This is a genomic window from Vibrio diazotrophicus, assembly GCF_038452265.1.
GTDB classification, from domain to species: domain Bacteria; phylum Pseudomonadota; class Gammaproteobacteria; order Enterobacterales; family Vibrionaceae; genus Vibrio; species Vibrio diazotrophicus.
Window position 1 is genome coordinate 2,604,686 of the sequence record NZ_CP151842.1, and the last position, 23,026, is coordinate 2,627,711.

General features: G+C 43.6%; 22 protein-coding genes. 9 read left to right on the top strand and 13 right to left on the bottom strand.

Annotation, left to right across the window (positions count from 1 at the left end; translation table 11 throughout):
• Nucleotides 1-208 precede the first annotated feature (208 nt).
• The 4 genes from AAGA51_RS12015 (at nucleotide 209) to AAGA51_RS12030 (ending at nucleotide 4,342) form a co-directional block, all read left to right on the top strand.
• Entirely contained in the window at nucleotides 209-1,681 is a 1,473-nt protein-coding gene (locus AAGA51_RS12015; RefSeq protein WP_042480194.1) for an aminoacyl-histidine dipeptidase, read from the top strand.
• 249 nt (nucleotides 1,682-1,930) lie between these two features.
• On the top strand, nucleotides 1,931-2,374 hold the full coding sequence (locus AAGA51_RS12020) for an ATP-dependent zinc protease family protein (protein WP_042480196.1): 444 nt from the start codon (nucleotides 1,931-1,933) through the stop codon (nucleotides 2,372-2,374).
• On the top strand, nucleotides 2,371-3,276 hold the full coding sequence (rimK, locus tag AAGA51_RS12025; protein ID WP_042480199.1) for a 30S ribosomal protein S6--L-glutamate ligase: 906 nt from the start codon (nucleotides 2,371-2,373) through the stop codon (nucleotides 3,274-3,276). The genes AAGA51_RS12020 and rimK overlap by 4 nt, the downstream gene beginning before the upstream one ends.
• A complete protein-coding gene (locus AAGA51_RS12030) occupies nucleotides 3,236-4,342 on the top strand; it encodes a succinylglutamate desuccinylase/aspartoacylase family protein (RefSeq protein WP_102954352.1) in 1,107 nt (368 codons plus the stop codon). The genes rimK and AAGA51_RS12030 overlap by 41 nt, the downstream gene beginning before the upstream one ends.
• Nucleotides 4,343-4,419: 77 nt before the next feature.
• Here AAGA51_RS12030 and AAGA51_RS12035 read toward each other — a convergent pair whose 3' ends face one another.
• The 4 genes from AAGA51_RS12035 to dinB form a co-directional block, all read right to left on the bottom strand.
• Nucleotides 4,420-5,775 (bottom strand): sodium-dependent transporter, encoded by a 1,356-nt coding sequence (locus AAGA51_RS12035; RefSeq protein ID WP_042480201.1) that lies wholly within the window; start codon nucleotides 5,773-5,775, stop codon nucleotides 4,420-4,422.
• A gap of 125 nt (nucleotides 5,776-5,900) precedes the next feature.
• Nucleotides 5,901-7,454, bottom strand: coding sequence for a sensor domain-containing diguanylate cyclase (locus AAGA51_RS12040; RefSeq protein ID WP_042480202.1), 1,554 nt, complete (start codon nucleotides 7,452-7,454; stop codon nucleotides 5,901-5,903).
• A gap of 55 nt (nucleotides 7,455-7,509) precedes the next feature.
• Nucleotides 7,510-8,253: a YggN family protein gene (locus tag AAGA51_RS12045; protein ID WP_042480205.1), complete on the bottom strand. Its 744-nt coding sequence runs from the start codon at nucleotides 8,251-8,253 to the stop codon at nucleotides 7,510-7,512.
• A 185-nt stretch (nucleotides 8,254-8,438) separates the two neighbouring features.
• Entirely contained in the window at nucleotides 8,439-9,467 is a 1,029-nt protein-coding gene (dinB, locus tag AAGA51_RS12050) for a DNA polymerase IV (protein WP_042480762.1), read from the bottom strand.
• Between the two features lie 246 nt (nucleotides 9,468-9,713).
• Between dinB and AAGA51_RS12055 the strand changes: the two genes are divergently transcribed.
• Entirely contained in the window at nucleotides 9,714-10,937 is a 1,224-nt protein-coding gene (locus AAGA51_RS12055; RefSeq protein ID WP_042480765.1) for a GGDEF domain-containing response regulator, read from the top strand.
• A gap of 99 nt (nucleotides 10,938-11,036) precedes the next feature.
• Here AAGA51_RS12055 and nqrM read toward each other — a convergent pair whose 3' ends face one another.
• The 9 genes from nqrM to AAGA51_RS12100 form a co-directional block, all read right to left on the bottom strand.
• A complete protein-coding gene (gene nqrM, locus AAGA51_RS12060; RefSeq protein WP_042480206.1) occupies nucleotides 11,037-11,270 on the bottom strand; it encodes a (Na+)-NQR maturation NqrM in 234 nt (77 codons plus the stop codon).
• Between the two features lie 19 nt (nucleotides 11,271-11,289).
• Nucleotides 11,290-12,297 carry an FAD:protein FMN transferase gene (locus AAGA51_RS12065; protein WP_042480209.1) on the bottom strand — a complete coding sequence of 336 codons (1,008 nt, stop codon included), beginning with the start codon at nucleotides 12,295-12,297 and terminating at the stop codon, nucleotides 11,290-11,292.
• Between the two features lie 143 nt (nucleotides 12,298-12,440).
• Nucleotides 12,441-13,664, bottom strand: a complete 1,224-nt coding sequence (nqrF, locus tag AAGA51_RS12070; RefSeq protein ID WP_042480211.1) for an NADH:ubiquinone reductase (Na(+)-transporting) subunit F — start codon at nucleotides 13,662-13,664, stop codon at nucleotides 12,441-12,443.
• Between the two features lie 33 nt (nucleotides 13,665-13,697).
• A complete protein-coding gene (gene nqrE, locus AAGA51_RS12075) occupies nucleotides 13,698-14,294 on the bottom strand; it encodes an NADH:ubiquinone reductase (Na(+)-transporting) subunit E (protein WP_042480213.1) in 597 nt (198 codons plus the stop codon).
• 7 nt (nucleotides 14,295-14,301) lie between these two features.
• The gene (locus AAGA51_RS12080; RefSeq protein WP_042480215.1) at nucleotides 14,302-14,934 is read right to left on the bottom strand and encodes an NADH:ubiquinone reductase (Na(+)-transporting) subunit D; all 633 of its coding nucleotides are present in this window, start codon (nucleotides 14,932-14,934) and stop codon (nucleotides 14,302-14,304) included.
• Nucleotides 14,934-15,701, bottom strand: a complete 768-nt coding sequence (locus AAGA51_RS12085) for a Na(+)-translocating NADH-quinone reductase subunit C (protein ID WP_042480217.1) — start codon at nucleotides 15,699-15,701, stop codon at nucleotides 14,934-14,936. Before AAGA51_RS12085 ends, AAGA51_RS12080 begins: the two co-directional genes overlap by 1 nt.
• Complete coding sequence (locus AAGA51_RS12090; RefSeq protein ID WP_042480219.1) at nucleotides 15,691-16,935, bottom strand: NADH:ubiquinone reductase (Na(+)-transporting) subunit B; 1,245 nt, start codon at nucleotides 16,933-16,935, stop codon at nucleotides 15,691-15,693. The genes AAGA51_RS12085 and AAGA51_RS12090 overlap by 11 nt, the downstream gene beginning before the upstream one ends.
• A gap of 5 nt (nucleotides 16,936-16,940) precedes the next feature.
• Nucleotides 16,941-18,281, bottom strand: coding sequence for a Na(+)-translocating NADH-quinone reductase subunit A (locus AAGA51_RS12095; RefSeq protein ID WP_042480768.1), 1,341 nt, complete (start codon nucleotides 18,279-18,281; stop codon nucleotides 16,941-16,943).
• A 482-nt stretch (nucleotides 18,282-18,763) separates the two neighbouring features.
• Complete coding sequence (locus AAGA51_RS12100) at nucleotides 18,764-19,066, bottom strand: BolA/IbaG family iron-sulfur metabolism protein (RefSeq protein ID WP_042480221.1); 303 nt, start codon at nucleotides 19,064-19,066, stop codon at nucleotides 18,764-18,766.
• A gap of 184 nt (nucleotides 19,067-19,250) precedes the next feature.
• On the opposite strand from AAGA51_RS12100, the gene AAGA51_RS12105 reads away from it, so the two are divergent.
• The 4 genes from AAGA51_RS12105 to AAGA51_RS12120 are packed head-to-tail and all read left to right on the top strand — an operon-like array spanning nucleotide 19,251 to nucleotide 23,010.
• The gene (locus AAGA51_RS12105; protein WP_042480770.1) at nucleotides 19,251-20,381 is read left to right on the top strand and encodes a methyltransferase; all 1,131 of its coding nucleotides are present in this window, start codon (nucleotides 19,251-19,253) and stop codon (nucleotides 20,379-20,381) included.
• Between the two features lie 57 nt (nucleotides 20,382-20,438).
• Nucleotides 20,439-21,014 carry a YajG family lipoprotein gene (locus AAGA51_RS12110; RefSeq protein ID WP_042480223.1) on the top strand — a complete coding sequence of 192 codons (576 nt, stop codon included), beginning with the start codon at nucleotides 20,439-20,441 and terminating at the stop codon, nucleotides 21,012-21,014.
• 10 nt (nucleotides 21,015-21,024) lie between these two features.
• Entirely contained in the window at nucleotides 21,025-21,573 is a 549-nt protein-coding gene (locus tag AAGA51_RS12115) for a peptidylprolyl isomerase (RefSeq protein WP_081878640.1), read from the top strand.
• Nucleotides 21,574-21,624: 51 nt separating this feature from the next.
• Nucleotides 21,625-23,010, top strand: a complete 1,386-nt coding sequence (locus tag AAGA51_RS12120; protein ID WP_042480228.1) for an AmpG family muropeptide MFS transporter — start codon at nucleotides 21,625-21,627, stop codon at nucleotides 23,008-23,010.
• The last annotated feature ends 16 nt before the right edge of the window (nucleotides 23,011-23,026 follow it).

Consider the following 23,026-nt stretch of genomic DNA (forward strand, 5'->3'; position numbering starts at 1 on the left):
CTTATTGAGTAGTTCAATGATAACTTACGAGTTACTACTCATTTATGAATCTACTCTCACTGAAAAATCCCCTTCCGTGCTACTACTCGATTCAACGACTCAATGGTATGCTGTCACACAAATATTGCCCCGTAGACAGGTTATTTCTCTACATTATTAACCTTTATTCGCGATTTAATCGGGGTATAGATAAATAAAGGAGTCATCTATGTCTGAGTTCCATTCTGAAATTAGCACCCTATCACCAGCTCCAGTTTGGCAGTTTTTCGATAAAATCTGCTCAATTCCACATCCTTCAAAACATGAAGAAGCGCTCGCTCAAGCCATTATTGGTTGGGTAACAGAGCTTGGCTTGGACGTTCGCCGTGATGCAACGGGCAACGTGTTTATCAAAAAGCCAGCGACACCGGGAATGGAGAATAAAAAAGGTGTGGTGCTTCAGGCTCATATCGATATGGTTCCTCAGAAGAATGAAGATACCGACCATGACTTCACCAAAGATCCAATCCAACCTTATATTGATGGTGAATGGGTAACCGCAAAAGGCACCACATTAGGTGCTGATAACGGTATGGGCATGGCGGCATGTTTAGCTGTATTGGCTTCAACAGACATCAAACACGGTCCACTAGAAGTCTTGCTGACGATTGACGAAGAAGCGGGAATGACTGGCGCATTCGGTCTTGAAGCTGGTTGGTTAGAAGGTGAAATTCTTCTAAACACCGATTCAGAACAAGAAGGCGAAGTTTACATGGGCTGTGCTGGCGGCGTTGATGCTTCAATGAAGTTCAACATCAAGCGTGAAGCAATCCCAACCAATTTTGTCATTCGTCAACTTGTACTTAAAGGTCTGAAAGGCGGTCACTCAGGATGTGATATCCATACGGGTCGTGGCAACGCAAACAAGTTACTTGCTCGTTTCTTAGCGGGGCACGCAAATGAGTTGGATCTGCGCTTAGTCGAATTCCGTGGTGGTAGCTTACGTAACGCCATTCCACGTGAAGCATTTGTGACTGTGGCTCTTCCTGCGGAAAATGAAGCGAAGTTAGCGGAGCTATACAGCTTCTATACCAATCTAATAAAAGAAGAACTTGGTAAAGTTGAAACTAACATTGTCACATTCAACGAAGCTCAGCCAACCGCTGTTGATATGTTTACAGCTGAAACACAAAAACCTTTCATCGCTGCATTGAACGCTTGTCCTAATGGCGTTATCCGTATGAGTGATGACATTGAAGGTGTGGTAGAAACGTCATTAAACGTAGGCGTGATTAAAACGGAAGAGAACCAAGTCACCGTACTTTGCCTAATCCGCTCGTTGATCGATTCAGGTCGCAGTCAGGTTGAAGGAATGCTAGCGTCAGTCGCTGAACTTGCAGGTGCATCAATTCAATTTTCAGGCGCGTACCCCGGCTGGAAACCAGACGCAGATTCAGAAATCATGCATATCTTCCGCGACATGTATGAAGGCATCTATGGTAACAAACCAAACATAATGGTCATTCACGCAGGTCTTGAGTGTGGTCTGTTTAAGAAACCTTACCCAAATATGGACATGGTTTCTTTTGGTCCAACGATTAAATTCCCACACTCTCCAGATGAAAAAGTGAAAATCGATACTGTTGGATTATTCTGGGAACAAATGGTTACACTGCTGGAAAATATCCCAGCTAAATCTTAAGCTTTTTTAACAAAAAAGCCTGACACCGAGCCGAAGCTGACAGCTTCGGCTTTTTTGCTTATGAACAAATATTTTTGTCGATACGACCATTTTTTTTCATTAGCGAGAGAATAATCACTACTGTTAGAGTGCGCGTCCTTGAAGTTCCCAGAGAAGTTCACCACACTCTATTCAAGGTATTACCTCTTTTGTGGGCTGTACTTCATTTCAGCCTTAAGTAAATTCCAAACAAAACACTAAGATACTGCGATGAAAGAAAAAATGACTGTCGGATGGCGAGAGAGACTTAGCCTTCCAGGGTTAGGTATTGAAAAAATTAAAGCGAAAATCGATACCGGAGCCCGCACATCTTGCTTACACGCATTTAAGTTAGAGAGCTTTACTAAAGAAGATAAACTTTGGGTTCGCTTCTGGATCCACCCAAATCAACATGATGTGGATACTGTGGTAGTTTGTGAGGCTGAAGTAATAGAAGAGAGAACTGTACGAGACTCAGGTGGTCATGAAGAATCTCGTTACGTTATTAAGTCCGACATCAGTTTAGGCGGACAAACGTGGCCTGCGGAAATTACATTAACCAATAGAGAAAATATGGCATTCCGCATGCTTTTAGGTCGCACCGCGATGCACCATAGGATTGTTGTTGATCCAACAGCATCGTTTTTAATTCCTTTTGAGGCACCCAAGTTATGAAAATTGGTATTCTGTCACGCAACTCTTCGCTATATTCAACCAAGCGATTAATCGAAGCTTGTAAGCAACGAGGGCACGAAGTAAAAGTGATTGATGCTTTACGTTGTTACATGAATATCAATTCAGACAAACCTGAAATCCATTTTAAAGGTGAAGAGCTGGCAGGATTTGATGCGGTTATTCCTCGAATTGGCGCATCAGTTACCTTTTATGGTACAGCGGTATTACGTCAGTTCGAAATGATGGGTGTCTACCCAGCCAACGAATCTGTCGCGATCAGTCGCTCAAGAGATAAGTTACGCTCAATGCAACTGCTATCTCGTAAAGGCATTGGTATGCCAATTACAGGTTTCGCAAGCAAGCCAGATGATGTTAAAGACCTACTAGACATGGTTGGCGGCGCACCTGTGGTGATTAAACTACTTGAAGGGACTCAAGGGATCGGTGTTGTTCTTGCCGAAACTCGTAAAGCAGCAGAAAGTGTTATCGAAGCCTTTATGGGTCTGAAAGCGAACATCATGGTTCAAGAATATATTAAAGAAGCTGGCGGTGCGGATATTCGCTGTTTCGTCATTGGTGATAAAGTTATCGCAGCAATGAAGCGACAAGGGGCTGAAGGCGAGTTCCGTTCTAACCTTCACCGTGGTGGTTCAGCATCACTGATTAAGATCACACCACAAGAACGTAAAACAGCTATTGAAGCCGCTAAAATCATGGGACTCAATGTCGCTGGTGTTGATTTACTTCGTTCTGCAAGAGGACCTTTGGTCATGGAAGTAAACTCTTCGCCAGGCTTAGAAGGCATTGAAGCTGCAACCGGAAAAGATATCGCCGGTATGATTGTCGAATTTCTAGAAAAAAATGCGGCAAGTAAAAGGACAAGAACACGTGGTAAAGGCTAGAAAATATAAGAATACAGCATACGAATTTCTGGGGGAGAAAATTCCCCCAGCAACCAAACAAGTCATCGAACTGGAAGGTGCGAAACTCTATACTCATTCGCCCCTTTCCATTCCTATCGAAATCATTCATGGCGCTTCACCGGGCCCGGTGCTTATGGTTAACGCCGCCATCCATGGTGACGAACTCAATGGTGTTGAGATCGTAAGACAACTTATCAACTCCATCGATCCTACTAAGCTCAAAGGTACTCTTATTACCGTACCTATCGTGAACGTCTTCGGCTTTATTCATAAGTCACGTTACTTACCAGACAGACGCGACTTAAACCGCTGCTTCCCCGGCAGTGACAGCGGATCGCTGGCTTCAAGAATGGCACACATCTTCTTTTCTCAAGTCGCGTTGAAATGTGATTACATCATAGACCTGCATACTGGTGCGATTCACAGAACAAACCTCCCTCAGATTCGAGCAGACTTAAGCAATCCAGAAACACTGCGTATTGCACAAGCTTTCGCGACACCAGTAATTCTAGATTCCCCGCTCAGAATGGGCTCTCTACGTAGTGAAGCAGAAAAATCCGGTATCACAGTACTGACTTATGAAGCTGGTGAAGCGCTTCGTTTTGAGCCTATTGCGATCAGTGCTGGTGTCGTTGGTGTAAAACGCGTGATGCAAACTATTGGTATGCTGCGCGCCAGCCGCAAAAAACTGCCAAGCTCAGTGATCGCAAAATCGACCAGTTGGTTACGAGCCGAAGCAGACGGTATCTTACGTACCGTAGTGTCACTCGGCGATCGTGTAGAAAAAGGCCAAGTATTGGCTTACATCAACTCACCTTTGGGCAACGTCGAAGTTGAAGTCAAAGCCAACAAAGGCGGTATTGTAATCGGTCAGCAGACACTACCTTTAGTGAATGAAGGTGATGCAGTATTCCACCTCGCTTACTTCACTCAAAATGACGACATGGTTGAACAACTGGTTGGTGATTTCATTGAAGAGTTTATCGAAGTGGATTTAGAGCCACTCACCACGGGGCAAATAATGCCACCATCACCCTCGGAATAACGAGAAAATATAGACTCTCATTTTCATGCATAAAAAAACCTTGGTATCATTACCAAGGTTTTTTGTTTCGGCTTGGACTAACCAAACGACGCCCAGATAACTGTTGCCACTAAAATTGGGCAGACAAACTTCACATACCAAGGCCAGATTTTTCCAAACGTGCTTTGACGGAATTCCGGGAAGCCTTGCTCCAATTCTTTGAGCTTAGCATTACGATTCCATACCCAGCCACCAAACAAACAGAACATCAATGCGGCGGTCGGTTGCAAGTATTGCGTAGCCGTAGTGGCCACTAAGCCAAACAGTTGACCAAAGTTGTAAACAATCACCACACTAAACAGAGCAATCAGTCCACCTAATACCCAACTGGTTGGCGTACGTTTAGTGTTAAAGCGTTCTGAAACCAGAGCGACAGGACATTCCAACATAGAGATCGAAGAAGTTAGCGCAGCAATCGTCAATAACAAGAAGAACACGATTGCAAATAGCTGCCCTAATAAGCCTAGGCTATCAAACATTAATGGTAGAACCGTAAAGACTAAAGTATCTGAACTCAGTAGCGAACCATCTTCTGCGTATATCTGAACACCTTTGTTCATTGCAACAAACATGGCAGGAAGAACGACAAGACCAGCAATAAAAGCAACACCGGTATCCACTAACGTCACGTTCATCGCCATTTTCGGCAGATTCTCTTTCTTACTTAAGTAAGAGCCGTAAATTAGCATTGAGCAGCCACCAATGGTCAAAGAGAAGAATCCCTGCCCCATCGCCGCCAAGATCATTTTGCGATCAAAAACCTTGTCAAAATCCGGAACCAGATAATGTTGCAGGCCTTGCATAGCGCCTGGTTGTATCATGATGTAAATGAACAGAACACCAAATAAAACAAACAATGCAGGCATTAAACGAGTTGACCACTTTTCGATACCTTGTTTCACACCACCTTGAACAATCAAGATAGTAAGAACATAGAAAACCAAAGTGCCAAATAAGTTACGTTCAACACTAAAACCTTTAAACCAAGCAGTCGCACTTTCCATACCCAGCACATCGGTGATAGCGCCGAGCATAAAGCAAATTATCCACCCACCAACAATGCTATAAAACGCTAATACTGCGCTTGGAACGCTAAGACCTAACCAACCCACTAAGGCACCAGCTTTTTTAGCCGTAGGATTAGGCGTAAGTGAACGCATACTATCAACAGGGTTTGCTTGACCTGAACGTCCAATCGCCATTTCGACCACCAGCATAGGAAACGCAACCACTAAAATAAGAACCAAATAGACTAACAGGAATGCGCCACCGCCATTGCTGGCTGCCTGAGTGGGGAAACCCCAAATATTTCCAAGGCCAACTGCAGCACCTGCTGCGGCCAAAACAAACCCAAGGCGTGAGCCAAAAGTTTCGCGGGTATTACTCGATGCCATTACTACTCACAAATATCACCAAACTAGTTAGCTAGTACATTAAATGAAATTGACTAGTGACACAATAAACACCAGTACAGTTTGCTGCTTTAATAGACAAATATTTAGTATTTATTACGTAATAATTAATTTACACCGACTAAACGAACGGAATGTTTGTTAAATTGTTGTACAACGTACTGATCTCTACCTTTTCTCTTTGCTGAATACAGTTCTTGATCAGCCTGATGAAACATTTCTTGAAAATAAGCCATGCTAGGTTTATCTATTTGTACTCCACCAATGCTAATAGATAAGTATTCGCGCCCCGCTATAGGGATAAACGGATGAGGTATCTTCAAATTGGAAACCGCGTCTTTTAGCTTCTGTGCATGCTCACTTAGGTTAATTGGCCCATCACCGGCCAATACCACGCAAAACTCTTCACCACCAAAGCGAGCAACGATCTTGTCTCCGTTGTACTCAAGAGCATCCAGCGCCTTAGCAACAGCCTTCAAGGCATTGTCACCATCCATATGGCTAAGGTTATCGTTGTACAATTTGAAGTAATCGACATCCACCAAATAGAGCGAAATATGACTAAAGTGATAATCATTTATAAAAGCAGTCAGACGGCTGTTTAAATGGCGGCGGTTCGAAAGCTCAGTAAGAGGGTCGTGCTCAGACTGCCAGCGTAGCTCTCGCCGGCTTGCCTCTAAATCATTCATGATTTTATTGATAGTTCGAGCAAACCCTTTCATCTCTTTTGAAATGAAATAAGACTCATCGGGAATGAAACCACCTTGTGCTTGAAACTTCTCTAACACCAGATTGGCGTTTGTGATTGGCTTCACTAACGACTTAGCCAGCAAAAGATTAATGAAATAGAACATGATAGAGAATGCCAGCAAGGCAAACACTTCCTGCCAAACAATAAAGCTTGGAATTTTCACATGGTGAAACACCTTAATAACTACACTGGAGCCAGCGTCGTAATCTAACTTAGTGATGTAGGATATATTTTCAGAAGGCTCAAACGTCTGAGTATTACTCTCGTTAACTAGGATTTTGATCTGAATACCAGTGGCTTTATTTATCTGCTGAGAGAAGTGATCAGAGAGTTTTTTGAAAAAGATAATGTAACCTTTATCACAACCGGACGCGTCACTATTACAAACGCGGGAGGCGGCGGCAAAGTAAGGTTCATTATCAATCACAATGAAGTGCACAATCGCTTTTACAAAATTGGTATCAAGCAGCTCCGCCTGATGAAGAATTGTTGGGAAATACTGAGTATAACGCTCATCATCGACGAGATGGTTCGTCTCGATATCAAGTGTTTTTCCCCATACGAAGGTTTTATCTGCTGCAAAGACAAAAAAACCATTAATAAGTTGTGATGTATATGAGTGCGCACCAATGCCGCTTTCGACAAATTCTTCATTTGGAGAACGGATAAACTCAACCATATCGTCCCAAGCCGCATAATCCACTATCGAATCACCAAGTTTAATCTTAGTAATATCAATAACGGTTTCGACTCGTTCAATCTCTTCTCTCTGTAGTTCCTCAGCTTGTGTGACTTGACGATCATAAGTCCACAAATACTTAAACGCTAAGTAGCAGGCAACGAAGCAAACAACCACAGATACCGCGGTTAAGACACTTATCCAACGAACACTCACATTGTTAAAAATCATCTCACCTTCAAATAGAACAAAGTAAAAAAAAGAGCGCTTGATGCGCTCTCTTAGTTTAGATCGTAAAGACTTGGTAATTCTTTAGTTCAGGTATCTTTTTGTGCAATTCTTGCTCCTGCTCAACAATATCATCAAGAGATTCACACAGTTCTTTGCCTTCTTTTTCTACCGTAGCCTCATGCTCTCTCAAGCGGGCTTCGAACTTAGCAGTCAGTTCACTCATGGTGTTGCCCAGTTCGGTCAGGTTTATCCCACCATCCTGTTTCATCTTTTCAGATACGGCATCAAACGCACTCGAGAAAAACTCCTGACTAAACATCGCTTTTGCTTTTTCAAAATCTTGTTGCCATTGCTGAGTCATAGATTCAAAGGTATTAGCAGGTAAAACGAAATCTCCACCTTGGTAATAACGGCTTTCTACGTCAGCAAAAAAATCTTTCATAGACTGTTTAACACCTTCAAATGCATTAGGTGCATCAAGGCTTGCTGCTACATCGTCTAGTAGGTCACTGGCGACATCCATTCCTTTCTGAGCCAGCTCTTTCGCACGGGGAACAGCTGAACTGACACTTTCTCGATAAGATTGGATCGCTTGTTGTTGAGAACCGTCCAACTCAATTTGTTCGCCATGAAGATAGAGACGATTACTCTCGTCCATCACAGCAGTATCACCACGGGTTGTATGTATTTCAACACTGGAACCACTTAGATGAACTTCATTTTGCACGTCGATTTTACACTGAGCAGCCCAAACAGAAGAGCTACACAATAAAGAAGCGATTAAAATTGTCTTTTTCATACCTGTCTCTCAGGCCAGTTGACCTTTAAAAATTAAATTTTGCTTAACAATATCGGAGGTTGATTAGTGATACGTTAGTGCCGTGTCAGTTATTGTGCTCAAAGCGCTTAGAGTTGAGGATATAGAGTAAATGGAACGCTTAAATACTCGGGTATCTTAAGCTAAATCAGACTATAGAAAAAAGCTTAAAAGAAACTGAGCTGCTTAGATTGTTCTTCTGGTTTTAACATCACTGACAGTCCTAGCAAGCGGATCTCTCGCCCCTTTTGACGTTTGAGAACATCACTGAGCAACTGCCTGAAATCATCCAGCTCTAATTGTGGGTGGATATGTTCTATGGTCGTAAGCTGAAAGTCTGCAAATTTCACCTTAATACCCTGCTTAATGATCGCTTTATCCGGACTCGCTTTTGCTAAGCGGATATCCAGCTCAGGAAACAGTTTACCCTCGATGATTTGCCAACACTCTTCATAAGTCGAAATATTCTGGCTGAAAGTACGTTCTACACCGACAGACTTGCGCTCTCGTTCTACAATAACTTCGCGATTATCAATCCCGTGGCTCTTTTTCCATAACGACGCACCTAAACGGCCAAACTTTCTCAGTAACTCGCGGTAGTCACTATGCTTGATGTCTTCGCAAAGATAAAACCCAGCTTGATGTAGCTTTTCTAAACTCACCTTCCCGACTCCGGGAATTTTCTCTAGCGGCAGCTTATCAACGGTAGATTGTACCTCTTCCGGCGTAACCACAAACTGACCGTTAGGCTTATTGATATCAGAAGCGACTTTTGCCAAGAATTTTATCGGTGCGACTCCCGCTGATGCCGTCAACTCAAGCTCATTCCAAATGTCTCTGCGAATTGCCTGAGCGATCAACGTGGCACTTCCATGGCAGAGTTCGACATCGGTAACATCCAGAAAAGCTTCATCTAAGGATAGCGGTTCAATGATTGAGGTATAGCGCTGGAAAATAGCGTGAATTTTACGTGATACATCTTTATATACCGACATTCTACCGGGCACCACTAAGAGCTGAGGACACAACTTCAAAGCTTGAGCCGTTGGCATAGCAGAACGGACGCCAAATTTGCGCGCCTCATAATTACAGGTACTCAGCACCCCTCTTTGTTTCTCATGCCCACCGACAGCTAACGGCCTGCCGCGATATTGCGGGTTATCACGCATCTCTACTGCGGCATAAAAACAATCCATATCAATATGAATGATTTTTCTCGTCGATTCTTGTTCCACACGCCACCAAACAACTGTACATAAACACAGTTATTGTAAAACCAATTTAAGCAAAACGAAAACAACTTTCTTACCCTGACAAAATACCGACACAGTCTGTCGATTAATCATCTTATTCCTACATATGCCAATTCTGTTCTCATGTATAAAAGGCACCCTGTTAAAAAACCATCAATCGGCATCGATTTCAATCAAGGCAAAGCTATCGTGAATCGTTCAAGCAACTCTGTACTCGTTATAGATGGAAGTCGCATTTTTCGTAACTACCTTAGCACTCATCTTTCAGAGCTAGGGTTCGAGGTCACTGTGTGTGAGGATCTCGTACAAACCAAGCAAGTGCTTGAGCAGCGAACTGACTTCGCCTTTGTCGTGTCGTGTTACCACCTTATTGATGCTGAAGATGGAGTGATCATCGATCTCTTATTGAGCAGAAATCTAAAAGTCGTCGTACTTACCGCTAAATTCGAGCAAGAAACTCGACAAGAATTTCTGAAGAAAGGCGTCCTCGATTACATTCTTAAAGACAGCCTAAGCTCGGTGCAATACGTCATCCCGTTTGCTAAACGAATTAAGAACAACCAGTTTCATCATGCACTGGTCGTTGATTACAGCACCATGATTCGCCGTACCATTTGTCAGCTACTAGAATCGCAATACATTCGCACGACTCAAGCAGGCAATGGTGAGGAAGCACTGCAAAAACTGGCTGAAAATCCTGACATCAGCCTCATCATCAGTGACAACTATATGCCTGAAATGACTGGGCTTGAGATGATTCGCGAAATTCGCCGTCACTCTGCTCACGATGGCATTTCGATTCTTGGGTTATCTGGTTCAGACGATAAAACCATCACTGCTCAGTATTTGAAAGCAGGTGCTAATGACTTCTTGCATAAGCCGTTTAATCAGGAAGAACTGTTTTGTCGCGTAAACCAACTGCTTAACATGCAGGAAGCGACGAAGGAACTGTTTAAACTTGCCAACCAGGACGCGCTAACAGGCCTGTGGAATCGCCGTTACTTATTCGACACTGTTGGTAAAAATGAAGCCGAACGCTGCATTGCGATGCTTGATATCGACTTCTTTAAAAAGGTCAATGATAACTACGGTCACGATGGTGGCGACGCCGCTTTGACTCACATCTCAGGTATTCTCAAAGCCTTTTTCGGTGATCAAACCGTTGCTCGATTTGGTGGCGAAGAGTTCTGCATTCACTATGACGGTGAGTTCGAAAAATTCTGTAAGCAGCTTGAGCGAATGCGTCGATGTATTGAAGCAGATCAGGTTGAACATCAAGGCCAAGTAATCAAATACACCATCAGCATTGGTGCCACATCCATGAAAGGTACCCTTGACCAACAGATAAAAGTCGCGGATATGCGACTGTACAATGCCAAAGAAGGTGGACGAAACCAACTGGTTAACGCCTAGAATCTAACGCCTTAAATCTAGTTCCTTAAAGCCATACTCAAACAAAAAGGGTTCTATCTAACGATAGAACCCTTTTTAATCAAAACTGCTGACACGTGTTTACGCGATGCGGTCTTTTTCCCAAGCAGCCAATTTCTCAGCTCTTGCCGCTTCACGAGCTTCTCGCTTTTTGCGTGCGTCACATGGCTCAGGACAATTACACACTTTCTCAATGCCAACTGCACCTAATCCGCCACAACTGCCTTTGACGACTTTTTTCTGGAAAATATAGCCGACAGCCATTGCTGCGATAACAGCCAGAAAGACGCCGAAAGTAATCAGAAACGTACTCATAATGACAAACTCACTTCTGCTATTTGCGGTTTAAGAATGGTTTGAATGCGCTTGAGAAGACTTCTTCAAAACCGTCATTCGTTTTCACAATCATAAACACAGGAATGTTATTTTGCTCTGCGATGTCAATGCCTTTGACTTCGCCTAGCACCATTAACCCCGTTGCAAGACCATCCGCTGTCATACAGGATTTATCTAATACAGTTACCGAGACAACACGGTTGTTAATTGGGCGCCCTGTTTGGGGATTGATAATATGCGAGTAACGCACACCATCACGCTCAAAGTAGTTACGGTAATCACCAGAGGTAGCAATTGCATAGTCACCCGGTTCAATGACTTCTTGAATCGTGCGTTCATCCACTGTCGGTTTTTCTACCGCGATACGCCAGCCGACACCTTCACGATTGACTCCTTTCAAACGGATTTCACCACCCACTTCCACCATGTAGTTAGCAACGCCCTGAGATTCAATATAGTCAGCAACCACATCTACACCCCAACCTTTGGCAATCGTCGAAAGGTCTACGTACAAATGAGGAAGGTCTTTACTCAGCTTGTTGCCTTCAACACTCAAATGCTCAATACCTATGTTCGCTTTACGCTCTGCCAGCTCTTCGTCGGTAGGAACCACTTCTGGACGCGCTTCTGGGCCAAATCCCCACAAGTTAACCAAGGGGCCTACAGTGACATCAAGAGCTCCTAACGTCACTCCGTTAAGACGAATCGCTTCACGCACCACTGTTGCCGTCTGAGGTGAAACTTCAAATGGAGTGGTCTCTTGAAACTGGTTAAAACGGCTCAGCTCTGACGTTTTACGGTACGTTGACATCTGGTCGTTTACTTCTTCAAGTAAGCGATCGATCTCTTTGTGCAGATCTTCAGAAGACGGAATACCATCTTGTTTAAGATACTTAATGTTGTATGTGGTACCCATCGTTGGGCCGCTTAAATGAACTTGCTCGACTGGTTTTTCACAACCAGCTAAAAGCAATAAAGAAGCTAATGCAACAAGCCAAGTTTTCACTTGTTTACTCCTATAGAGATAAGTAGATATAGAGAATCCATGTGTTATTCAGCACATAAACCTTACGAGATTCTCTATACAAACTTCAAAAAATTATGGCTGACTCAAATGAGTCAGCCATTAAATCAGACGCTTAGCGGAGATTAACCACCGAAGTCATCCAACAAGATGTTTTCATCTTCTACACCAAGATCTTTCAGCATGCCGATAACAGCAGCGTTCATCATTGGTGGACCACACATGTAGTATTCACAATCTTCAGGAGCTTCGTGATCCTTCAGATAGTTTTCATACAATACGTTGTGGATGAAGCCTGTGTAACCATCCCAGTTATCTTCTGGTTGCGGGTCAGACAGCGCACAGTGCCATACGAAGTTGTCATTCTCAGCCGCTAGGCCGTCGAAGTCTTCCACGTAGAACATTTCACGCTTAGAACGAGCACCGTACCAGTAAGACATCTTACGCTTAGATTTCAGACGTTTTAGCTGATCGAAGATGTGTGAACGCATTGGAGCCATACCAGCACCACCACCCACAAATACCATTTCAGCATCTGTATCTTTCGCGAAGAACTCACCAAATGGACCTGAAATCGTACATTTATCACCAGCTTTTAGAGACCAAATGTACGAAGACATTTGACCCGGAGGTACGTTTGGATTGTTTGGCGGCGGAGTCGCGATACGTACGTTTAGCATAATAATACCGAACTCTTCAGGGTAGTTCGCCATAGAGTATGCACGAATGATATCTTCATCTACCTTAGACTCGTAGCGGAACAGGTTAAACTTGTCCCAGTCGCCACGATACTCTTCAGGTACATCGTAATCCGCGTATTTAACGTGGTGAGCAGGAGCTTCAATCTGGATGTAACCACCAGCACGGAAAGGTACTGATTCGCCATCTGGAATTTGTAGCTTAAGCTCTTTGATGAATGTCGCTTTGTTATCGTTAGAGATAACGGTACATTCCCACTTCTTAACACCGAAGATCTCTTCTGGAAGTTCGATCTCCATGTCAGCTTTCACTGCAACCTGACACGCTAGACGTTCACCTTCACGAGCTTCACCTTTAGTAATGTGGTCAAGCTCGGTCGGTAGAATATCACCACCGCCAGATTTAATTTTTACGCGACACTGACCACAAGAGCCACCGCCACCACATGCCGATGACACGAATACGCCAGAATTCGCCAATGCGCCAAGAAGCTTGCCGCCTGGAGAAGTAACGATCGATTTGTCTGCATCGCCATTGATTGAGATTGTAATGTCACCTGTTGGTACTAGCTTAGATTTAGCGAATAGAATCACTAGAACTAGCGCTAGAACAATCAGAGTAAACATCACTACACCAAGAATAATGTCCATTGACTATTCCTTAATTGTTGCGGTTTACCCGTCTTACAGTTGAACACCAGAGAATGACATAAAGCCAAGCGCCATTAGACCAGCAGTGATAAAGGTAATACCTAGACCACGTAGACCCGGAGGCACGTCTGAATACTTCATTTTCTCACGGATACCTGCAAGAGCGACGATAGCTAGCATCCAGCCCAAACCTGAACCGAAACCATAAACTACAGACTCTGCGAAATTGTAATCACGCTGAACCATGAAAGATACACCACCAAAGATTGCACAGTTAACTGTGATCAATGGAAGGAAGATACCTAACGCGTTGTACAGAGGCGGGAAGAAACGGTCTAAGATCATTTCTAGAATCTGTACTAATGCAGCGATTACACCGATAAAGGTAATGAAGTTAAGGAAACTTAAATCCACACCTTCAGCAAGCGCATCTGGTTTAAGAACTAGGTTGTAAACTAGGTTGTTCACAGGAACAGAGATGGTTAATACCACTGTTACCGCAATACCTAGACCAAATGATGTCTTAACTTTCTTCGATACCGCCAAGAAGGTACACATACCTAAGAAGAAAGACAGTGCCATGTTCTCGATGAAAATCGATTTCACCATCAAACTAATATAATGTTCCATGACAACCTTACTCCTTCGCTTCTACTTGTTCAGGCTTGAAGGTACGAATCGCCCAAATCATAAATCCGATCAGGAAGAAAGCCGAAGGTGCTAATAGCATTAAACCATTTGGCTGGTACCAACCACCATCTCTAACTAACGGTAGAACTTCCATACCAAACAACTTGCCAGAGCCAAACAACTCGCGGAAGAAGCCAACAGTGATAAGAACGAAACCATAACCCAAACCGTTACCAATACCATCAATTAAAGAAGGAATCGGAGCAGACTTCATAGCGAACGCTTCAGCACGACCCATTACGATACAGTTGGTAATGATAAGACCAACGAAAACTGAAAGCTGTTTAGAGATATCGTATAGATACGCCTTCAAGATTTGGTCTACCACAATTACTAACGATGCAATGATCGCCATCTGTACGATGATACGTACACTACTAGGAATGTGGTTGCGAATAAGAGAAACGAAAAAGTTAGACAAAGCCGTTACAAACATTACCGCTAGAGTCATAACAAAAGCCGTTTCAAGCTTGGTCGTTACTGCAAGAGCAGAACAAACACCAAGAACTTGTAGCGCGATTGGGTTGTTATCCAATACAGGCGCTAACACACTCTTTTTAATATCTTTTGCGCTAGACATTAGTTCAGACCTCCGTCACGAACTTTTGCTAGGAATGGACCAAAGCCCATATCACCTAACCAGAAGTCGAATGTGTGTTGAACACCGTTACTGGTTAATGTTGCACCTGATAAGGCATCAACACCATGCTCAGAACCTTGTGGTGCGCCACCTTTTACAACTTTAATTGCAGGTTTGTGGTTCTCATCGAACAGTTTCTTACCTACGAATTGAGCACGCCAGTTAGGGTTTTCAACTTCACCACCCAATCCAGGAGTTTCGCCTTGTTCGTAGTATGTAATACCAGCAACTGTGTTACCGTCGGTTTCCACAGCTACAAATGCATACATCATAGACCATAGGCCGTTACCATGAACGGGTAAAATTACTTTAGATACTTTGTCACCATCTTTCACAAGGTAAACAACACTTGTGTTTGAGCGGCGAAGGATTTTTGCAACATCTTCCTCAGGAGACAGTTTTACTGATTCACTAGGAGTTTTTGCAGCTTTACGCTGATCAAAAGTTGTTGCATCACCTTTAACAAAGTCGCCACTGTCAAGGTCAATAAGACGAGGTTCAATGTACTTAGAGTACAACTCTGGAATCTTACCTTGTTCAGTGATACCTGCTACTTGAACGATTTTGCTTTGCTTATCAAGCAGAGCATTCGCTTTTTGCTTGTCTCGCAGGCCAACAGCCGCTGTCGATACAATGATTGAGCACACTAGGCTCAATGCGATAACAACAAACAGCGTTTTCTTAATGCTATCGTTATTACTTGCCATAGCGCGATAATCTCCGCTTGATGTTTTTCTCTACCACAATATGGTCGAACAGAGGAGCAAACAGGTTAGCGAATAGAATCGCTAGCATCATGCCTTCTGGGTATGCAGGGTTAACCACACGGATTAGTACACACATAGCACCAATCAAAATACCGTATGCCCACTTACCTTTATCTGTAAACGACGCAGATACTGGGTCCGTTGCCATGAAGAACATACCGAATGCGAAGCCACCTAGAACTAGGTGCCAATGCCAAGGCATGTTGAACATCATGTTGGTGTCAGAACCAATCACGTTGAACAACGTAGAAAGAGCAATCATACCGATCATCACACCAGCGATAATGCGCCATGAAGCAATACCCATGTAAACAATGAATGCCGCACCGATTGCTAGAGCAAGCGTAGACACTTCACCAATTGAACCTGGAATATTACCAATGAATGCATCCATCCAAGTGATTGCTTGACCTGTTGCAGCATTCATCAGAGCACCGCTACCACCTTGAGTCCATTGACTAAGAGCAGTTGCGCCTGAGAAACCGTCCGCAGCGGTCCAAACTAAATCACCAGAGATTTGCGCTGGGTATGCAAAGAATAAGAATGCACGACCTGCTAGAGCTGGGTTTAGGAAGTTACGACCAGTACCACCAAAGATTTCTTTCGCCACAACAACACCGAAGGTGATACCTAGCGCTGCTTGCCATAGAGGAAGCGTTGGTGGAACGATCAATGCGAAAAGAATCGAAGTTACAAAGAAACCTTCGTTTACTTCGTGCTTACGCACCATACAGAACAATACTTCCCAGAAACCACCAACAATAAATACTGTTGCATAAATTGGAAGGAAGTAAGTTGCACCTAACAAAATTTTACTGCCCCAACCTGCATCAGACGACATAGTGCCGCCTAGCATTTCAGTCAGCCAGTAATGCCAGTTGCCATCAACGATGGTTGCAAGTTGATCACTTGCGTACAAGTGATGAAGTGCAGAGATAGCCTGGCCACCTGCGTTATACATACCCCAGAACATTGCTGGGAACACAGCTAACCAAACCATGATCATGATACGTTTTAAATCAACGCTATCACGGACATGAGCGCCTCGCTTTGTCACAAGACCTGGCGTGTAAAACAGAGTCGCAGCAGCTTCATACAAAGCAAACCATTTCTCGTGTTTACCACCTGGTTCAAAGTGATGCTCGATGTCTTCAAGAAACTTTTTAAGGCCCATGAAAATTACCCTTCTTTCTCAATCTTATCGAGGCATTCACGAAGTAACGGACCGTACTCGTATTTACCAGGACATACAAAGGTACACAATGCTAGATCTTCTTCATCAAGTTCCAATGCGCCAAGGCGTACTGCACTATCAGTGTCACCAGCACACAGATCACGAAGCAACAGAGTTGGCTCCATATCTAGCGGCATAACTTTTTCATAGTTACCAATTGGCACCATTGCGCGATCACTACCGTTAGTCGTCGTTGTCATGTTGAACAACTGACCTTTGAATAAGTGACCTAAGAATGAGCGAGTAACAGAGAACTTGTTCTTACCAGGCATTGCCCAACCAAACAGTTCTTTCTCACGACCTTCGCGAAGAACAGAAACCTGTAAGTGGTAACGACCTAAGTAAGCGTGTGGACCTGAAGCTTTAGTACCTGTTAGTACTGAACCAGAGATCACGCGAACTTCGCCAGGCATCATTTCGCTATCCGTCAATTGCTCTAGGCTTGCACCTATTACAGTACGGATTAATCGAGGATTATTTACGACAGGGCCAGCAAGAGAAATAACACGCTCGCTGTATAACTCACCAGTAAGGAACAATTTACCGACAGCGATAACGTCCTGGTAGTTAATGTACCATGCCACATTTTCTGCATTTACAGGATGCAGGAAATGCATGTGTGTACCAGCTAAACCTGCTGGGTGAGGGCCGTCAAAGACATGTTCTTCAACATTAGACTGAGTTGAGCGTGGTAAGCTGGTACCTTTTTTACAAACGTACACCTTACCTTCAGTCAAAGCTGAAAGTACATCAAGACCAGCAACGAAGGCTTCCGAATTGTCGTTGATGATAACCGTCGGCTCTGCTGCTAATGGATTAGTATCCATGGCAGAAACAAAAATAGCCTTAGTCGTCGAATCAACTGCAGGAACCTTGCTGAACGGACGAGTACGCAGCGATGTCCAAAGACCAGAATCGACCAGTTGAGTTTTCACCGCTTCGCGGTCAAGACTTCCTAATTGATTCGCTTCAAACTTGTCGAACGTCACTTGGTCATCACCTGCAACTTCAATCACTACAGACTGAAGTACACGTTTTGCACCACGATTAATTTCAACAACTTTACCGCTGACCGGTGAAGTAAATTTCACTCCCGGATTCTTCTTATCTTCAAAAAGAACTTGAGCTTTCTTTACTTCATCACCTACGCGAACATGCATAGTAGGACGCATGCCGACGTACTCTTCGCCAAGCAAGGCGACTTTGTTGATGGCTTTGCCATCATTAATCACCTGGGAAGGAGTTCCTGCGATAGGAAGGTCCAAACCCTTTTTTATTGTAATCATACGCACTTGCACTACTTTATCGGGAAAAAGATTCATTCATTGCGCAAATTGGAGGCGGTGGTCATCCGTACTTCTACTGGAAGTGTGTAATGACAAAACTAAACCGTCTCTAGACACGACATTATTATATCTGCCCGCCTTGGTTATTTAATCACCAAAAGCGCAACATACTTTTAAAAATCACATTACAGATTTGAGATGAGATTTATCAAGGGCGGTAGTTTAGCACCTTTTACGAATACGATGCCATTCAAGATCTCTAGATTCGTGATTTTATTTGGGCACAAATTCGTTTAAAAGGCGCATTAATAATCATTATTTTGATATGTCGCACAATTATTTTCACCACCTCAATATCAGGGTTATTTTTTGCGTTTTTTTTTGAAAAAAATGGTTTTACGCCACTTTACAGAATGGTAGCTGTATTAAAATTGTTAAACAATCACCCAAAAAAGAGCAAAAAATGATCACCCAGCTCATCACTATCCACCCAAACACATCGGGCTATCTGGCGCTTTTTTCTTCAATTCATTCCACTCTTGTGGTGTGTAAGTATGTATAGCCAGAGCATGAATATGGTTGCTTAACTCTTCCGACAAAGTCTGATTCACTTGGCGGTGACGCATAATCAAACGTTGCCCCTCAAAGCTCGAAGTAACAATCACAACTTTAAAGTGACTCTCTGAGCCGGGTGCCACATTATGCATATAGCTTTCATTCACAACCTGCAGATATTCGGGTTGAAATTTATCTTGCAGCTTAGTCTCAATGACTTGTTGAATCATAATGCTCCCTTCTTTTACACACTGATATAACAAAACCAACAAACAGTTTACTTTGGCGAGCTTTGCTTTGACAAACACAAACCATAGGTTCGACCAACAAATTGCCAGCGAAAGGTTTATGTTTCTTGATCATCGAGCATCTGAGACAATAATAGTGTCTTTAAAACTATCAATTAAACCGAATATGAAAACTGAGCTTTCGCTATTTGAACGCACGCTAACACTTCATCGCTTCCCGATTCGTAACAATGAGCTTCTGCAAGCTTGGGATGCGGGTGATGAGTATCTGATTTCGCATATTGAAGAGCTAGCGCTAACCTCATCAAAACGCATTTTGATTTTAAACGATTCATTCGGCGCACTCAGTTGCTGGTTTTCAGCGCAACACCAAGTGTTCATGATGAGTGATTCGTTCATTGCTCACAAAGCAACACTGGAAAACTTAAAACGTAACTCTTGCAATGACGTGACACTTCTCAACACCATGGATGAGATACCTAACGACATCGATCTGGTGTTGATGCAAATCCCTCGAAATAACCGTCATTTGGTATGGGTTCTGAGTAAACTTCGTCAATCCCTAGACGAAAAGTGCCCCATTATTTCAGTCAACAAAGCAAAAGAAATTCATTCTTCAACACTGCAGTTGTTTGAGAAGTATTTGGGTGACACTAAGACATCTCTGGCATGGAAAAAACACCGTTTAGTGTTTTCTTTTGCCAATTGCACACCAGTACCAAATGTGGATGAAGAAGTTCGATGGGAAGTCGAAAACGAGCAAATGAGTTTAGTGAATCTTCCCAACGTGTATTCTGGAGAGAGCCTTGACCAAGGCGCGCGCTTGCTGCTTGAACATTTGCCGAGTGAAGATCTCACAGACTTTATCGACCTAGGCTGTGGAAATGGCGTGCTATCGATAAAACTGGCGCGGTTAAATCCTAATGCCTCGATTACCTGTGTTGACGAGAGCTTTATGGCGGTGGAAGCAGCCAGACGTAACCTGAATAACAATTTGCTCACGCAACCCGAGATAACCTGTACCGCGAACAATTGCTTAGATGATTTTGAAACTGAGAGCGCTTCGTTTATCGTATGCAATCCCCCTTTCCACCAACAACAAGCGATCACAGACCATATCGCATGGCAGATGTTCTGTGATTCAAAGCAAGTTCTTAAAAAAGGGGGCAAATTATTGGTTATCGGCAATCGCCACCTCGGATACGATATAAAACTTGCTCGCCTTTTCGGTCACACACAAGTAAAGACTGTCGCTAGCAACAATAAATTTGTTATCTTACAAGCTACTAAGTATTAGGGTCTGGTGACCTTAAGCATGTTCCTGACATGCCAAAACAAACGAAAGGAATTGACCATGAAAAAACTGGTTCTCGCAGCTTCTATTGCTTTATTGGCCGCTTGCTCTGCACCTCAACAACAGCAGATAAGCTTAAACCCTACAGCTGTTTTAAGTAACAGTGATATTGTGACAAACAGCAAGTTCACTTTGGTTAGTAAAGACGTTCGCTCTGCGCAATATGTTGCTTTAGTCGATAGCGGCCGCAACAACATCGAACCTGTTCATGCACGCCAAAACGTTCGTATCGCTTTGGAGAATGCACTTTCAAGCCAATTTGATTCTCAAGGCTTCACTATCACAGTTAACAGCGAAAACATGCTGACGCTTGAAATCCAAGAAGCCTTGGTGACTGTGACTCATACCATCATGGAAAATGAGATGAACGGTAAAGTTCTGCTACAACTGACCGCAGAAACACCAAAAGGTAAATTAGTGAAGAGCTATACAGGTACAGCAAAACGCACAGGTGCTCTAAGCGCTTCAAATGAAGATATTGAACAAGTTCTGAACGATGTTGTGAATCTCGTCCTAAAAGAAATCGCTGCGGACACAGAACTGCAAAACTACATGAAGGAGCGTTTCAATGGTTAAACCCCTATCCATGGTGAAAGGCTCTTTGGCAGCGCTCGCTATCACTGCGAGCAGCTATGTTTGGGCAGGGCCTCAAGTTGAAGTTGAAACTACTTTAGGCACTTTCACCATTGAACTAAACGAAGAACAGGCACCAATCAGTGTTGCCAACTTCCTTCGCTACGTTGAAGACGGCAGTTATGTCGGTACTATCTTCCACCGCATAATCCCAGGCTTTATGGCACAAGGTGGCGGTTTTGATACCGATATGAAGCAAGTCAGCACCTATGCGCCAATTCAAAATGAAGCGAGCAACGGTTTACGCAATGACACCGCGACAATTGCTATGGCTCGTACCAACGACCCAAATTCAGCCACGCGTCAGTTCTATATCAACCTCGTTGATAACGATTTTCTGAACTACGGTCAACGCCCACCGGGCTACGCTGTGTTTGGTCAAGTCACTAAAGGTTTTGAAGTCGTTCAAAAGATGGCTCAACAACCTACTCGATCAATTGGCTACATGAAGGATGTTCCTGTAACACCTATCATCATCACCAACGCCACTCTGATTAAATAACACCTAAAGCTCCGATTTATTCGGAGCTCTTTTTCCGACAAGGAAAGGTCCATGCAACAAGAAAATCAATCTCTCACTTGGATTGAGACTATCCGTAGCTACTTCGATAAACGTCTGCTTTGGGTATTGATGCTCGGATGCTCCAGCGGTTTCCCTTGGGTGTTGATTGGCTCAAACATGTCTGGCTGGTTAAAAGATGCAGGACTGACTCGAAGTGCCATTGGCTATTTCGGTAGTGTGTTTGCGGTTTACGCGATTAACTTTCTATGGGCACCCGCGGTTGACCGAGTCCGCTTACCAGTTCTGCACTCTCTGCTTGGGCAGCGTCGAAGCTGGATACTCCTTTGTCAGGTTCTGATTTTAATTTGTACTCTGTTTATTGCTGGCGTAAACCCAGCGACAAACCTGATGCTGACATCCATGCTCGCCCTAGGTATTGCGATTGCTTCTGCAACTCAGGATATTGCCGTTGATGCGTTTCGTATCGATACTTTTCCGAAATCGGAATCCAGTAAACTGCCACAAGCTTCTGCTATGGCAGTGATTGGTTGGTGGACAGGCTATTCGGTTCCCGGCTATCTGGCATTTATCAATGCTGATTCAATGGGCTGGAATGGTGTGTACTACGGTATGGCTGCAATCGTGGGCGTGTTGATTCTATTTACCCTGCTGGTTGGCGAACCTAACACCAACCGTGAAGCGCTACAGAAACAGGCTGAGCAACGACACAACAAAGTGGTCAATTCAAAGATATTGGCCTGGTTGAGTGTAACAGTACTGGAACCATTCATTGATTTCTTCCGCCGCAACGGCACTTCGGTAGCTATCACACTGCTGTTGTTCGTTTTCCTATTTAAGATTGGTGAAGCGTTCCTCGGCCGAATGTCTATCGCGTTTTACAAAGAAATCGGCTTCAGCAACGAGCAGATTGGTTACTACTCCAAACTGATTGGCTGGGGTATTACTATGCTGTTTACCCTGCTTGGCAGCATGGTAAACGTGCGCTTTGGTATTGTCCGCGGGTTGATGATTGGTGGTATCGCCATGTCAGCAAGTAACTTAATGTTCTCTTGGATTGCTCAGGTTGGTCCAAATGAACATCTTTTCCTTGCCACTATTATTGTCGATAACTTCACCACGGCATTTTCTACAGTCGCCTTCGTCTCCTTCTTAACAGTGATGACGGGGCAAGCCTTCTCTGCAACTCAATATGCTTTGCTAGCCTCATTAGGCAACTTCGGCCGCACTACACTGGCCTCCTTCAGTGGCGAGCTGGCAGACTACTTAAATGACTGGTCGCTGTTCTTTATTCTGACCGCTTTGATGGTTATTCCAAGTTTGATCATGCTGTATACGCTGCGTCATTACTTTACTGACCTGTTAAATAAAGCAAGAGATCACAAAGAAGAACTGGTAGAAGAAAAAATAGTGAAGTAAAAACAAGAGGGAACCT